This is a genomic window from Acinetobacter sp. BIGb0196 (genome assembly GCF_011759595.1).
Lineage (GTDB): Bacteria > Pseudomonadota > Gammaproteobacteria > Pseudomonadales > Moraxellaceae > Acinetobacter > Acinetobacter guillouiae.
In genome coordinates, this window is record NZ_JAAOZA010000001.1 from 2,015,059 (window position 1) to 2,030,216 (window position 15,158).

The 15,158-nt window shown below is 37.0% G+C and carries 17 protein-coding genes; 11 read left to right on the top strand and 6 right to left on the bottom strand.

From position 1 onward, the window contains the following. Positions 1 to 53: 53 nt before the first annotated feature. The 6 genes from FHR28_RS09110 (at position 54) to FHR28_RS09135 (ending at position 4,509) form a co-directional block, all read left to right on the top strand. On the top strand, positions 54 to 728 hold the full coding sequence (locus FHR28_RS09110) for an HAD family hydrolase (protein ID WP_166782430.1): 675 nt from the start codon (positions 54 to 56) through the stop codon (positions 726 to 728). A gap of 100 nt (positions 729 to 828) precedes the next feature. Beyond that, positions 829 to 1,497 (top strand): 2'-5' RNA ligase family protein, encoded by a 669-nt coding sequence (locus FHR28_RS09115; RefSeq protein ID WP_166782431.1) that lies wholly within the window; start codon positions 829 to 831, stop codon positions 1,495 to 1,497. Continuing rightward, complete coding sequence (gene cobU / locus FHR28_RS09120) at positions 1,485 to 1,997, top strand: bifunctional adenosylcobinamide kinase/adenosylcobinamide-phosphate guanylyltransferase (protein ID WP_166782432.1); 513 nt, start codon at positions 1,485 to 1,487, stop codon at positions 1,995 to 1,997. Before FHR28_RS09115 ends, cobU begins: the two co-directional genes overlap by 13 nt. Before the next feature lie 80 nt (positions 1,998 to 2,077). Next, positions 2,078 to 3,130 (top strand): nicotinate-nucleotide--dimethylbenzimidazole phosphoribosyltransferase, encoded by a 1,053-nt coding sequence (gene cobT / locus FHR28_RS09125; protein WP_166782433.1) that lies wholly within the window; start codon positions 2,078 to 2,080, stop codon positions 3,128 to 3,130. 30 nt (positions 3,131 to 3,160) lie between these two features. Then, positions 3,161 to 3,772, top strand: coding sequence for a histidine phosphatase family protein (locus FHR28_RS09130; protein WP_004720201.1), 612 nt, complete (start codon positions 3,161 to 3,163; stop codon positions 3,770 to 3,772). Next, positions 3,769 to 4,509 (top strand): adenosylcobinamide-GDP ribazoletransferase, encoded by a 741-nt coding sequence (locus FHR28_RS09135; RefSeq protein ID WP_034616781.1) that lies wholly within the window; start codon positions 3,769 to 3,771, stop codon positions 4,507 to 4,509. Before FHR28_RS09130 ends, FHR28_RS09135 begins: the two co-directional genes overlap by 4 nt. A 132-nt stretch (positions 4,510 to 4,641) precedes the next feature. On the opposite strand, the gene FHR28_RS09140 is transcribed toward FHR28_RS09135, so the two are convergent. The 6 genes from FHR28_RS09140 to FHR28_RS09165 all read right to left on the bottom strand — a co-directional run bounded on the left by FHR28_RS09140 (position 4,642) and on the right by FHR28_RS09165 (position 11,711). Then, positions 4,642 to 6,729, bottom strand: coding sequence for a TonB-dependent receptor plug domain-containing protein (locus FHR28_RS09140; protein ID WP_166782434.1), 2,088 nt, complete (start codon positions 6,727 to 6,729; stop codon positions 4,642 to 4,644). Between the two features lie 191 nt (positions 6,730 to 6,920). Continuing rightward, entirely contained in the window at positions 6,921 to 7,457 is a 537-nt protein-coding gene (locus FHR28_RS09145) for a DUF2058 domain-containing protein (RefSeq protein ID WP_004821753.1), read from the bottom strand. A 15-nt stretch (positions 7,458 to 7,472) separates the two neighbouring features. Beyond that, entirely contained in the window at positions 7,473 to 8,147 is a 675-nt protein-coding gene (locus FHR28_RS09150; protein ID WP_004720212.1) for a YoaK family protein, read from the bottom strand. Positions 8,148 to 8,179: 32 nt separating this feature from the next. Then, entirely contained in the window at positions 8,180 to 9,376 is a 1,197-nt protein-coding gene (gene sstT / locus FHR28_RS09155) for a serine/threonine transporter SstT (RefSeq protein WP_166782435.1), read from the bottom strand. 169 nt (positions 9,377 to 9,545) lie between these two features. Continuing rightward, the gene (locus FHR28_RS09160) at positions 9,546 to 11,273 is read right to left on the bottom strand and encodes a SulP family inorganic anion transporter (protein ID WP_166782436.1); all 1,728 of its coding nucleotides are present in this window, start codon (positions 11,271 to 11,273) and stop codon (positions 9,546 to 9,548) included. 126 nt (positions 11,274 to 11,399) lie between these two features. Continuing rightward, positions 11,400 to 11,711 (bottom strand): ArsR/SmtB family transcription factor, encoded by a 312-nt coding sequence (locus FHR28_RS09165; protein ID WP_154130264.1) that lies wholly within the window; start codon positions 11,709 to 11,711, stop codon positions 11,400 to 11,402. Between the two features lie 233 nt (positions 11,712 to 11,944). Here FHR28_RS09165 and FHR28_RS09170 point away from each other — a divergent pair, with 233 nt between their 5' ends. From FHR28_RS09170 to FHR28_RS09190, 5 genes are all read left to right on the top strand, one after another. Then, complete coding sequence (locus tag FHR28_RS09170; protein WP_166782437.1) at positions 11,945 to 12,202, top strand: hypothetical protein; 258 nt, start codon at positions 11,945 to 11,947, stop codon at positions 12,200 to 12,202. Positions 12,203 to 12,208: 6 nt separating this feature from the next. After that, positions 12,209 to 12,952 carry a zeta toxin gene (locus tag FHR28_RS09175; protein WP_166782438.1) on the top strand — a complete coding sequence of 248 codons (744 nt, stop codon included), beginning with the start codon at positions 12,209 to 12,211 and terminating at the stop codon, positions 12,950 to 12,952. 405 nt (positions 12,953 to 13,357) lie between these two features. Beyond that, positions 13,358 to 13,774: a YeeE/YedE family protein gene (locus tag FHR28_RS09180; protein ID WP_166782439.1), complete on the top strand. Its 417-nt coding sequence runs from the start codon at positions 13,358 to 13,360 to the stop codon at positions 13,772 to 13,774. Between the two features lie 2 nt (positions 13,775 to 13,776). Continuing rightward, entirely contained in the window at positions 13,777 to 14,187 is a 411-nt protein-coding gene (locus tag FHR28_RS09185) for a DUF6691 family protein (RefSeq protein ID WP_105712561.1), read from the top strand. A 6-nt stretch (positions 14,188 to 14,193) separates the two neighbouring features. Next, a complete protein-coding gene (locus FHR28_RS09190) occupies positions 14,194 to 15,060 on the top strand; it encodes an MBL fold metallo-hydrolase (protein WP_166782440.1) in 867 nt (288 codons plus the stop codon). The last annotated feature ends 98 nt before the right edge of the window (positions 15,061 to 15,158 follow it).

A 15,158-nucleotide genomic window follows, 5' to 3' on the forward strand; every position in this document is an offset into this window, starting at 1 on the left:
AATTTGAGGGAGAACTGGTTTCTCCCTTTTAATCGGCTTATAAAAGGAACACTGTGAAATTCCAGCAACATACGATTCAAGCTGCTATTTTTGATATGGACGGTACGATGCTGGACACTGAACGGCTTAGGTTTGATGTGTTAAAACAAGCGTCTTTGGAAATCATCGGTGTTGAATTCAGTTTAGATTATTTGATGCAATGTTTAGGGCTCAATGCGTTAAACTCAGAACACTTAGCACAAAAATTCTATGGTCAAGATATCCCTTACCAACAAATTCGGCAGCGTGCTGAACAAATTGAACTTGAGAGGATTTTGTCGCAAGGCGTACCAGTAAAAGCTGGAATTTTAGAAATATTAGCTTATTTGCAATCTGAAAATATCCTATTGGCTGTCGCTACATCTAGCACCCGAAAAATTGCTGAAAAATATTTAAAACTTGCAGAAATTGATCATTATTTTACCTTGTTGGTCTGTGGTGATGAGGTGATACAAGGCAAACCACACCCAGAAATTTTTAACAAAGCCTGCACCTTATTAAATCTAAATCCGCAACACTGTTTGATGATTGAAGATTCTGAAAATGGAATTACTTCAGCACATTTGGCTGAAGGTGTAACGATTTTGATTCAAGATATTAAAGCGCCAAATCAGACCATGCTCGCGAGAGCAGATTACTACTTTGAATCTATGTTGGATTTTTATCAGGCAATCATAAAATCTGACTGAATAAAATTCATTTTCAATTGAACAACACTCAGTCAATTCAAGATTTAAACATGATGATTACATGCTTTAATAGAAGCATTAAAATTAATGTGAATTTGATGTGTTTTTAGGTTCTCAAAGTTTAACAACTCCAACTGAGACACATGATTATCCCGAGTGGCACAAAGGGAGAAAACACTACGCCTTATGGTATATCGAAATTCATCATCCTGAATTATTGGCTTATTTAAGCGATTTAGCAGAAAAATTCTCAAACTATTTATTGCGCCCCAATACACGCCAATTTCATATCACATTGTATATTTGTGGCTTTCTAACAGAAGATAAAAAGCAATTTGATGATGATTTTATCCAAAGTAAATTTCAACAACAGCTTAAAATTTTGATCCAAAACCAGTTAAATAGTTTTAAATTAACAACAGGAAAAATAAATAGTTTTAGCAGTGCTTTATTTATAGAAATTCATGATTATGAAAATAGCCTAAGCAATATTCGACAATTATTATCCTATCCAAGCCAAGAAATTGCTGCTTTAGATTATTGCCCGCATATCACCTTAGGTTTGTATTCAGCAGAATTCAAAGCCCAACAAATATTTAAAGCTATTGAAAAGATTGATCAAAAAAGTTTTGAAATTAGTGTTGAGCAGCTTAATTTTGGTATATATCAAGCACAAGTCTTACAGGGGCCTTTAGCTACGTTACATCAGCTTATACTCAATCCGAAAAAAAAAGATGGATCTTGGGAGTCAAATTTATGTTGCAATTAATCCTAGGTGGCGCGCGTTCAGGCAAAAGTAAATTAGCTGAACAGATCGCAAAAGACTCAAATCTACAAGTTGTTTATGTTGCTACCGCGCAAGCGTGGGATGATGAAATGCGACAACGTATTTCACACCATCAGACACAAAGACCAGATGAATGGCGGCTCATTGAAGAACCACTTTACCTAGCAGATTGTTTAAAACAAATAGATCAACAAGAACAAGTGATTTTGGTGGATTGTCTAACCCTATGGATGAGTAATTTATTGATGCATGAGAATTCAAATCTGCAGTGTATCGAATGTGAAAAATTGCTGAAAATTCTACCTACATTAAAGTCTAAAATTGTTTTAGTCAGCAATGAAACAGGACTAGGTGTTATACCAATGGGTGAAATAACCCGAAAATTTGTTGATGAATCAGGACGTTTACATCAACTATTAGGTCAAATTGCTGATAAAGTAGTATTTTGCGTCGCTGGTTTTCCGATGTTATTAAAAGGATAAATATTGTGATTTTTATCATATAAACTTGAGCATTTTAACGATTAACAATGAATTTTTAAAATACGAGATGGAGAGCAACAATGAATTGGTGGTTAGAAGCATGTAAAGTGCCAAACGCAGAAACAAAACAACAGGCTGAAGAACGTCAATTACAATTGACTAAGCCAACAGGCTCGCTGTCTGTTTTGGAAAATGTCGCCGTACAATTGGCAGCTTTGCAAAGTAATTCAAAACCGAATGTAGATAAACCTTGGATCACGATTTTTGCAGGTGATCATGGGGTAATGGCTGAAAATATTTCAGCATATCCGCAAGCTGTAACGCGCCAAATGTTGCAAAACTTTGCAACGGGTGGGGCTTGTATCAGTGTGATTGCTAAAGAATATGCTGCGACTTTACAAGTCATTGATTGCGGCACAGTGGGTGAGGTTTACCAATATCAAGGCGTTGAACGTCGTAGTATCGCTCAAGGGACTGCCAATTTTGCTCAACAAGAGGCAATGACTGAACAACAATGTCAGCAAGCCATGGCGCTAGGGCGTGAGAGTGTAGAAAAAGCCATTGCACAGGGTGCTTCAATTTACATTGCTGGGGAAATGGGAATTGGAAATACCTGTTCAGCTTCAGCGATTGCATGTTTCTTATTAAATGAACCTGCTGAGCAACTGACAGGTGTAGGCACGGGGATTCGTGCTGATCAGTTGATTCATAAAAAAAATATCATTCAGCATTCACTTGAGTTACATAAAAATTATGTTGAAAATGATGCGTTTAAAGCTTTGTGTGCTGTAGGTGGCTTAGAAATTGCTGCAATGACAGGAGCTTATATTCGCTGTGCTCAACTTGGGATGCCTGTAATTGTCGATGGTTTTATTAGTTCTGTGGCGGCATTAGTCGCGGTACGACTCAATCCTGAAGTTCGACAATGGATGTTGTTCGGTCATCAGTCTGCTGAATATGGGCATCAACGCCTATTACAAGAATTGAATGCTGATCCATTATTAAAGCTTAATTTACGTTTGGGGGAAGGCAGTGGTGCGGGTGCTGCCTTGGGTGTGATCAAGTTGGCATGCAGTTTACATAACAACATGGCCACTTTTGCAGAAGCTGCGGTAATTGGCGAGAAAGTTTAAACTTATTCATAATTTAAAAAGAGCATATGCATGAAACTGAGGATTGATCTATTACGTCATGGGGAAACTACGCTGAATCATACTTTGCGTGGTTCGACTGATGATGAATTGACAGAATTGGGCTGGCAACAAATGCACCAGACCATTTCCTATGATCAATCCTCTGTGCAAACGCAATGGGATTTTATGTTTAGCTCGCCTTTAAAGCGCTGTTTCTCATTTGCACAGAAACTTTCTGAACAAGTTCAAATACCACTGATGCAAGATCATCGATTACAAGAAATTCATTTTGGTGATTGGGAAGGTATTTCAACACAGCAGATCTATGCAAAAACGCCTGAGTTATTAGAAAATTTTTGGCAATCTCCGACACACTTTACCCCGCCAAATGCTGAAAGATATTTAGATTTTCAGTATCGAATTAAGCAAGCATTACAAGCGATCAAAGAGCAGATGCTGGTTACACAAAGCCAAACAGCTTTGATTGTGACGCATGGCGGTGTGATCAAACTTTTAAAATGTATGGCGCTACAACAATCTCTTGATGATATTTTAAAAATGTCAGCAGAACTTGGGCAATTAAACCGCTTTATGTTGGACAGTGAAACCATGCAGTTAGAGTTATTGGAGGACAATAGATGACTCCATTTTTTATTGCATTGCAATTTTTAACGATTTTCCCTGTTTATTTAAAAAATATGCCTTCGCCCAAACAAAATGGTCAGTCACTGTTATTTTATCCAGTGATTGGGCTTTTGATTGGTTTGGTTCTGTTTGCTGTTGCCAGTTTTCTACATGTTTTGCCTGTAGTTTTACTCAGTACCATTATTCTGGTCATCTGGATTTTGCTCACGGGTGGCTTACATTTAGATGGTTTAGCGGATACTGCGGATGCTTGGGTCGGTGGCTTTGGTGATAAAGAAAATACCTTAAGAATTATGAAAGACCCAGCATGTGGACCGTTTGGTGTGCTGAGTTTAATTGTTATCTGTTTGATTAAATGGTCTGCACTGTATGTGTTATTACAGGAACAACACTATACTGCTTTGATTCTATTTCCTATTTTAGGGCGTTTAACACCATTATTTTTATTTCTGACCACTGAATATGTCCGTGAAAAGGGCTTAGGCTGGTCTATTGCTCAATATATCCCTAAAACTTGGGCAATGATCATTTTTGGTATCAGTTTATTGGGTGCGGGTTATTTTGTCTGGGTGGGTTTAGTGACCGCGACGATTTTTATTTTGACCTTGATTTATCTTCGCTATAAGTTTATTCAACGAATCGATGGCATTACGGGTGACACCATTGGTGCCAGTATAGAAATCGCAGAAACCGTCTGTTTACTCTGTTTTATCATTTGTGGTTTTTATATTTAATCAGATTAAGAAAAAACCGAAGTTTTTAAATTTCGGTTTTTAAATTGATCACTTATTTACGTTTATCTACTCATTACTTATCAGTAAATAATTGATAAGATTTAGATTTATATACATCTATACTAATCAAGATTAGAATTTTTTCTCTACACTGAACAAGAAACTTGGAATAGCATCATTGACCCGAGCTTCATATAAAGCACCATCACTTTGATTATTTAAGCGCTCTTTATAATCTGTACTCAAAATATTACGAGCACTCAGTGTCGTTGCCCAGCCTTTAGGGAAGCGTTTTGTCGCACTAATATCAACATTTACACGTTTGTTGCTTGTACGATCATAGGGAAGATTGTCTAAAGCGCGGGTAAATTCTGGCGTGTAGCTTAGATTAATACTGCTTGCCAATTGCCAAGGCTGGTAATTGTATGAAACGCCTGTACTTGCTGTATAAGGGGCAACATCGCTGGCTAAACGTGTATTGTGGTCTGAGTCTTCGATTTTGGCGCGTACTGTCGATAATTGTCCATTCAGCATAAATGAATGACCATTATCAGTTTGTTTTAAGGCATAGCGACCAGAAACTTCGACACCATAGGTTGTTGCTTGATCTTGGTTATACGGACGTTCAACAAAGCGTGTGCCTTCTTGACGAATCACTTTTTCGATATAGTCATCAATATCTCGATGAAAAGCCGTAATATTTACGCCACCTGCAGTAGTGTTATAGCCCAAAGTCGTTTCCAGTGCGGTGATCTTTTCAGGTCGAAGATTGGGATTACCACCACGGTCTGGGTTATTGATAGAGCCTGCATCAGCATCTGTTGAAATGGAAACAGTCGGCATGAGATTGTTACTATTTGGACTTTTAAAAGCTCGGCTAATATTGGTTTGCAAAGACCATTGATCATTAAAGTCAAAACGATGTGCAAGTACAGGGCTTAGGTTTTGATCACTATATTCAACCAAACCTGAACGCTCTAACCATTCCTGACGTGCACCCAAGGTAAGGGTTTGGTGTTTTGTAAACTTCCAACTGCTTTCTAAATAAAGTGCATAACGTTGCTCATCTAATGTATCAGCAATATTGCTTGCTAATTCATTGGCACGCGCATCAAGTCCAAATTTTACTTGTTTGCTTTCATCAAACTTGCGTACCCCATCATACGCTAAGCCGTATTCATTCACAGTTTCATCAATATAAGAACTGTATTGATTGGAACGAGTGGATTCAGTTTCATTTTGTTTTTCAATAGACAAGCGGACTTTGTCTGAGTCACCTTTATCTTTACGCTCATATCGGGTGTTTAAACGAATACTGTCATTCTGATCATTTTGAACTTGATTACTGCTAGAGCCATCACTTTCATTCTTACGATAAAAAATTTCTGAAACCAGTTTTTGTTGATCATCAATTTGATATTCAATACGTGGTGCAAACATGGTATTTGTACGATTGGTACTGCGTATTTGTTGGCGTGTACCATTTATATTTTCAATTTCTGTGCTTGATTTACTGTCATTCCACATTTGATTGGCTGAAACACTATAAATCCATGCACCATCACGCCCATCAGCTTGTACACTGATATTTTTACGTTGTTCTTCTTTTTGATCCGATTGGGTGATGCCATATCCTAATTTAACATTGCCACTGATTCGAGCATCGTCTAAGGGTTCTTTTAAAATGATATTGATCACTGCAGAAGATGCAACTGAGGCTTGAGCTACACTAGGTTGTTTGGTGATTTCAATTCGTTCAATCATTTCAGGTGTAATCGAGTCAACAATAGACATACCACCGCGTGGTCCGCCTTGCACAGCTTCACCATTAATCAAAAATACTGGTGCGCCACCACCACGAAAACGCATGCTGCCAGAACCGCTTGATCCACGTGGTCCTTGTCCTGGTGTTGGCATTTGAAAACCTGCTGCACGTCTTAAAGCATCATTGATCGATTGATCGCCGAATTGCAGCATTTCTTCACGTGTCACAATGGTTTTAGCGACCGCACTGATATCAGGATCTTTAGCAGGCGTTTGTTCCGCTGCAAAAACCAAGGTTTTTAATTGTTTTGGTGATTCATTTTGTTTAAGTTGAGTCGCTTCAGTAGTTTTATTTGTAGCTGTCGTTTCATCATTTGCAAGGCTTGCAGAGGTGATGGCGAATATAGCAAGGCTTAAAGTACTCAATGTACCCCAGTAAAGTTTTGTACGGTGCATGTTGCATCGTTCCATTTATGTAATTTCGCGTAAGATTAGCGCACAATTATGTAGAAATTTTGAGGAAAAGGGCATGGATAAAAAAAATTTAATGCTGAATTTATTTTATTTAAATCAAAAAAAAGCCTAATGAGTGAAGCATTAGGCTGATGAAATTTCTAAAAATATAAACTGAAAAATAGAACAGAGGATTACCACATCAAGTCATCTGGAATAACATAAGCAGCATAAGGATCTTCCTCATCTGTCACTTGTTCATTCTTCTCAGAATTATTGACAATAATAAATCCAGTCATTTTTTCATTGATACGTTCACCCAAAGCTTTGGGTAAAATTGCGTAAGCATCATTATTGTCATGTGCGATCACCAAACTGCCTGAAACTAGGGCATTATAAACTTGCTGATTGATATAGATTTTCTTAACCGAACCATCGATAAACTGATAGACCGCATCGCCATCTGTATCTGTGATTTTATGTTGACCAATCATTTGGATAATTGAAGCTTTTAAGGCTTTTTCATCTAAAATGCGTTGTTTCTCTTGATTCAGCGCTTGGTCTTTACTGATTTTCTCTTGTTTGTCTTGTTCAATTTTAGCTTTAAGCTCAGCTTCATTACTCTGACCTGTACGTTGCTCATGCTGTGCCTGCTTTGACAATTTCTTTGCTTTTTTATTATCCACTAAGCCAGCTTTGAGTAACTGTGCTTGCAATGCGTTTTTGACCATAACAATAACCAACCATTAAATGTGTTTCGAACCATGCCGAAAATAAATAAACCAATACGTTAAGCTGAGTATTAAACTTAATCCAGCAGGGATAAGGAATGAATTTAATTGTAAATAAGGATACACGATACTGGCAATCAGCCCACCCAGAATAAATCCGCAAAGAATCAAAAAATGCAATGTGACACGGCGCTTTTCAATACCGAGTCCCCGAAAAAGATAGCCTAAAGCCAAACCAAGATCGGTTAAAACCCCTGAAAGATGTGTAGTGCGGATAATTGTGCCTTTATAGTGGCTGACCATGGCATTTTGCATTCCCATTGCGGTACTTGCCCAAAGTAAAGCATATTTTGGATAATAAGGAATAAATAACCAGCAAAGCAAGATAAACACACTGACAAGACTGAGCGGAACACCATATCTACGACCCAGTTTAAAATTGCTATTGCCTAAAATAAAGCCACTATAACTTGATCCAATCACATAACTGAGCATGACCAAGAAAAGGTAAAGTACATGATCATATTGTTGATGAATCAATGCTTGCGCAAATAAACTGGCATTGCCCGTCATATGAGAGATGGATTGATGAAGGACGGTAATCAAACCAAGCACATTAATTATGCCTGCATTGACTGCAAGCATAAACGCACCTAGTTGAATCCAAACGGGCAAATACTGTAGAGGCATAATTCCTTCTTTTTATTCATATACCTTGTATATTACTTTTTAGAAAGATCAACTGCTGCTGTAAATAAGACATCAGTCGAGGAATTCAATGCTGTTTCTGTTGAGTCTTGAAGCACACTAATCACCATACCAATTGCAATCACTTGCATTGAGATTTCTGAAGGAATACCAAATAAACCACAAGCCACAGGAATTAACAACAAAGAACCACCAGCAACACCAGACGCACCACAAGCTGTTACCACAGAAACCACAGATAAGATCACCATAGTGACGATATCAACTTGAATACCAAGTGTATGCACAGCAGCAAGGGTGAGCACGGTAATTGTTACCGCTGCACCTGCCATATTAATTGTTGCACCTAATGGGATTGCAACGTTAGCAGTGGTGTCATTTACCCCTAAGCGTTTTGCCAAGTCAAGGTTTACTGGAATATTTGCCGCAGAACTACGGGTAAAGAATGCAGTGATTCCACTTTCTCTTAAGCATTTTAAAACCAAAGGATATGGGTTTTTACGCATCACAAAACCAACAATCAATGGATTGATGACGAGGGCTACAAAAAGCATAGTACCAATAAGTACAGCAATTAACTGGGCGTAGTTTTTTAAGGTTTCTAAACCTGCTTGTGCAAATGTAGCAACAACTAAGCCAAAGATTCCTACAGGAGCAAATGCAATCACTACACGAATGATGGCATTAATTGCATCCGCAACATCTGTAATCACTTGTTGAGTGGTTTCTGAACCGTGACGAAGTGCTGCACCTAAGCCTACAGCCCAAGCTAAAATGCCAATGAAATTTGCTTCATGCAAAGCTGTTATTGGATTGCTAATAAAGCTGAGGAGTAGGTTTTTTAATACTTCTGCTACGCTACCCGGTGGCTGTAAAGTCACTTCGCTTGCATGTGCAAAAACCAAAGTACTTGGAAACATTGTGCTTATCGTAATGGCACTAATCGCAGCCAGTAACATTCCAATTGCATATAATCCAAGAATTGGTTTTAAGTTGCTCGCGCCTTCACCAACTTTAAAGTTAGCAATAGATGAGAGAACCAAGACAAATACAAGAATTGGTGCAATGGATTTTAATGCTTTAATAAAAAGCTCGCCGAAAATAATGAAATATTGGGCTGAATTGGGGAATAGATACGCAACTATAAAACCAAGAATAATGGCAATAAGAATACGAGTAACTAAACTTAAACGTGCTAGGACAGCAAACATGTTGAACCTTTATGCCTAAACTGGTCTAAAATCGATGAACAAGCCGCGTATTCTATACCTAAAAGCGAAAACTTAAATAATACAATTTCGCCATAAAAATTAAGATATTAAAAAATATATAGCTTTTTCAGCAATCATAATAAAAAATGTTGATAATTTAAACGATTATTTAACTAAAAGTTTGGGCATCCAATTGATGCATGGCTTGGTAATGCGTTAAATAAATATTTCCACTGAGCTGTTTAATTAAATTGGACTGTTTTAAACGATCCATGACTGGACCTTTGACTTCCGTGAGATGCATTTGAATTTTTAATTTATTTAAATCGCTGTTGATTTCTTCCAAAGTTTCTAAAGCACTTGCATCTATATTACTAATACTTGAGCAATTGATCACTACATGATGTAGTTCTGGGTGTTTACTGACTTCTAAAATGATAAATTCTTTTAAGGTATTGGCATTTAAAAAACTTAGATTTTCATCTATACGAATAGACACAATATTGGTACTGGTCAAAACATCATGTCTTGAAATATTGCGGAAATGTTGCGTGCCTTCAACTAATCCAATGACGGCAATATGGGGGCGGCTAATACGCCATAACAACAATAAAAATGTAGAAACAATACCAATAATCAAACCTGTTGAAATATCGATACACAACACCCCAAAGAATGTAACCCACATCGCAATCCCATCGGCTTTGGAATAACGCCATGTTTCGATGAAGGGTTTAAAATCAACCAATTTCCAAATGGATACCATAATGGTGACAGCGAGAATCGCTAAAGGAAGTTGTTTAAATAAACCAGTAAAATATAAACTCACAATCACGATAAAAATTGAAGATAAAACACCAGCCATAGGCGTTTTTGCGCCTGCATCTGCATTGACCACTGTACGTGATAAACTGCCAGTCACAGGAAATGCTGACGTGACACCTGCACTAAAGTTGGCTAAACCCAGTGCAATCAGCTCTTGATTACTATTGAGCTCACTACGTTGTTGAAATGCTGTGGTCTGTGCAATAGAAATAGATTCGACAAAACTCACCATGGTAATCATGGCTGCACCGGGTAAAAGCTGGATCACTAAATCCCAACGCCAGTAAGGCATGGCAATTGGTGGAAATCCCGAAGGAATCTCACCTACGGTTTTGATACCAAATTGGTCTATATGCAGGAAATGTATTAACCCAATCGAAATAAACACCAGAACCAAGGGCAGTGCTTTCACCCAGAATTGAAGAGAATGTGCAAAAGATTGGCATAACTTAGATTTAAAAAAAACCGGGATGTAAATCAAAAACAGAATGGCACAAACACCAAAAATCAAAGTCTCAATATTGGTAAAGCTAATGTATAGCCATAGGCTTTGAATAAACTCGATAACATTACCAGATTTTAAGGGTACATCGAGCATAAACTTAACTTGGCTGAGTGCAATCAATACTGCGGATGCGATGATAAAACTCTTAATCACAGGATGGCTGATTAAACGGATTAAAAAGCCGAATCTAAAAATTCCCAGTAAACTTGAAAGTATGCCGACGAGAAGTGCCAATAAACATGCGGCTTGAATATATACAGGTGAACCCACCTCATAGAGCGGTTCAAGCGTCGCAAAGGTCATCATGGAAATCAGCGCAACAGGACCAATAGAAAGCGTTGGACTGCCACCAACAATGGCATAGATGATCATGGGTAAAATACTGGCATATAAGCCAGTCACAGGAGGCAACCCAGCAACCATGGCATAAGCCATACCTTGAGGTACAAGCATTGCAATGACAATTAAAGCAGCAAGTAGATCAGCCCTAAATTTAGGGACATTATAGTCTTGCAGCCATTGCCATGCAGGGAGTATTTTACTGAGTTGAACTTTTGGGGCAGCCATTGGAACTTCATTAGCATATTTTAATATATATTATGCAGAAAAAATGCTAAGAAAAATAGCGACAGCTAACTTATATAATGAATTGTTTGTTTTTATTTTAAATTTATCTAGATGCTAAGATGTGTATTAAACCTGTGGGCAATACAAATCATATAAGGTTGTTAATACCACCATCAGTTTTTGATCTTTAATGGAATAATAAATTTGCTTCCCATCACGACGTGTTGAAACAACATCACTTTTACGTAACATCATCAATTGTTGAGAAAGCGTCGGTTGATTAATCTGAGTTTTTTCTTCTATTTGTGAAACATTTAACTCTTCTTGAGCAAGATGGCATAAAATTAGTAAGCGATCTGTATTGGCTAAAGATTTTAAAATAGTCACGACTGATGCAGCTGATTCACGCATTACATCAATTTCAAGATCACTAGACATCGGTAGGTTCCATCCATTATTTAACACATTATAACTGTGTCAGAGCTTGTCGTATGGCTTTTAGCATATGTTTTTTGATGAATTTCTAAATCAATTTTGTGAATATATCTTCACATTCTGTTTTAACTTTCTACAGAAATAGATTTCCTCTGCTTACAGTTGAATAAATAGACAAAAATAAGTGATATGTTAAGATGTAACTACAGCTAAAAATCGAGCTGAGGATATTTGACATGACGACATTTACAGCAATGAAGACGACATTACGTGAGGAAGCAACAATTCCAGTGCTTGCTATAGATGCATTTAGTGCGGCATTTAATCATGCAAGTCAGTCAAACGCTACAATCACTTATGTAAAAGATCAACAGCTGGTACAACAAAGCAATGGTGTAATCAAAGTTGTTGAAGATTTATCTTCTGCCTATGTGGTTCCAAAGCTTAAACACAGTGTGTTAAAACGTAAAAAGAAACAACAGGTGATGGCATAACTCTATATGCGACAGCCGAGAATAAGAATGTTTGCTGGTCCAAATGGATCAGGTAAAAGCACAATTAAAGACTATTTAGCGCCCCATCAGATTGGGGCATATTTAAATGCAGATGAGCTTGAGAAACAATTATCTGCGACTCAAAGTTTGTGCTTAGATGATTATCATCATGATTTATCAAACGTAGCGCTACTCAAATTTTTAAAACAAAAAAAGCGTAAAAAGAATGACCAAGTTGTTCCGCTATTATCGTTAAAACCACAAATTGTTGATGGACTCATTGTATTTGACCGAGATGAAATCGACTCCTATCTTTGCGCACGCATTATCGATTTTATTCGGATGGAATTTTTAAGATTAAAAATAAGTTTCACTTTTGAAACTGTTATGTCGCATATCAGCAAAGTTGAGTTTCTACGTGAAGCACAGAAACAAGGCTTTAAAACGTATCTGTACTATGTGGCAACTGTTGACCCAAAAATTAATATTGGACGTGTGCAATATCGGGTCGCTACAGGTGGCCATGCTGTACCTGTGCAGAAAATCTGTGAGCGCTATTATCGCAGTTTAGATTTATTGATGCTGGCAATTGAAGCTTCAGATCGTGCATATATTTTTGATAATTCAAGTCACGGTGAAAAAGCAGCTTTTATTGCAGAGATCGAAAAGGCTGAAGTGCTAAAACTAAATCCTGTTGTAGAGTATTTCCCTAAATGGTTTGTAGACAAAGTATTGAATGAATTTAATTAATCTGATGATTAGATCTGTTTTATAAAGCAAAAAAAGATCATGTTGAGTGAAACATATTGGTATTGAAAGTTCCTTCTTACTTTGGAATAAGGCTAGCATGAAGGGGATTTTATCTTGATTAATAGTTTTAAAAAGGACTGATGAAAGAAGTCTATTGGCAAAATATTAAAAATTAAAATAAATTATAAGTTGTTAATTATTATTAACAAATATGATTAAAGCCATTCAGTGATTTAAATCAAAACTAAAAAATAAGCTGTGCAATTCTCTAGCAAAGCATATAGGGATTATATTTGCAGTTATGCCTTTGATTTGCATATTTCTATATATCATTATCTGAAGATGAGGTTGATTAATTTAAATAAGTATATATTATAAAAACATATATTGTATGGATTTAAAGCAATGCATGATTTTATATTGGCCTTTTTGGGTGGAGTTCTACTTGGTCTGGCTGTAGTTGGCTACTTATTTGTAAATGGTCGTGTTGCTGGGATAAGTGGTCTAATTGCACAAGTCCTCAATCCACACAGAATTTTTAAAACACCTGCTTTGTGGTTTTTATTGGGGTTATTCAGCACACCATTTATCTATGAACAGATTTTTAATCCTGAAATTGTGATGCTAACGACAAGCCCAATTTTACTTGTCAGCGCAGGTCTATTGGTAGGCTTTGGCACACGATTAGGATCAGGCTGCACCAGTGGTCATGGAATTTGTGGGATAAGTCGTTTGTCTAAACGCTCAATTGTCGCAACCTGTACCTTTATGCTGGCTGGATTTATCACTGTGTATGTGATGCGCCATGTGATTGGAGCTTAACCATGAAAAATATCTTTGCATTTATCTTTGGCGGGCTATTTTCTGTAGGTTTAATGCTTTCAGGTATGTCGAATCCAGCAAAAGTCATCGGTTTCTTAGATATATTCGGCCAGTGGGATCCAAGTCTAGCTTTTGTGATGATTGGTGCAATAGTCGTTGCATTTATTCCTTTTCAAAAAGCGATACGTAATCCTGTGACTGTGTTTAATGAAGTGATCGAATTACCAAAAAATACCCAACTCGATACAAAGTTAGTTGCAGGCGCTTTCATTTTTGGTATAGGTTGGGGAATTGCTGGAATTTGTCCAGCACCAGCATTTACATTGATTGGTTTAGGTCATTATCAAGCCTTATATTTTATTGTTGCCATGCTGTTTGGCATATTGATTCATCGCAAAGTGACAGGAGCATAATTGTTTATGAATCCATTTGTACAAGATTTTTTTGATGAAGCCAGTAATACCTTTAGTTATGTGGTGGTTGATCCTGCTACTCAATATTGTGCCATTATTGACAGTGTATTGGATTATGATGCGGCATCTGCAACAATATCGACAACACAAGCAGACCATATTATTCAGTATATTCAAATACATCATCTTACAGTGCAGTGGATTCTTGAAACACATGTACATGCAGATCATTTAACAGCTTCGCAATATTTAAAAGCACAGTTAGGCGGTCAAATCGCCATGAGTGAAAAAATTGTGACTGTTCAAGATATTTTTAGTCAAATTTATCATCTTGATTATGAGGCTTTAAAAGCACAGCATTCATTTGATTATTTATTTAAAGATCATGAAATTTTTAAAATTGGCGAGTTAGAGGCATATAATCTCCCTACACCTGGTCATACTCCCGCTTGTTTGACCTATGTGATTGGTGATGCAGCCTTTGTTGGTGATACTTTGTTTATGCCTGATTATGGCACAGCGCGTTGTGATTTTCCAAAGGGTAGTGCGGCACAACTTTATGATTCTGTAATGAAAATTTTTAACTTAGCAGAGCATACTCGGCTGTATTTATGCCATGATTACCTGTCAGAATCACGCCAAGATTTTCATTGTCAAACAGACATCAATACCCAACGTAAAGAAAACATCCACATCCATACAGGAGTGACTAAACAAGCCTTTATTGCTCTGCGAGAACAACGTGATGCTACATTGTCTATGCCAAAACTAATCCTTCCAGCCATTCAAATCAATATGAATGCTGGTAAATTTCCTGAGCCTGAAACGAATGGTGTTCGTTATTTAAAATTACCTTTAAATTATTTTAGGTAAATTGTTTAAATTAAAATATATTTATTAAATGATAATGATTTGAATTTTTATTCAATAATTTTTAGATTTAATAATCATGATTGTTTATTTAGTTTTTT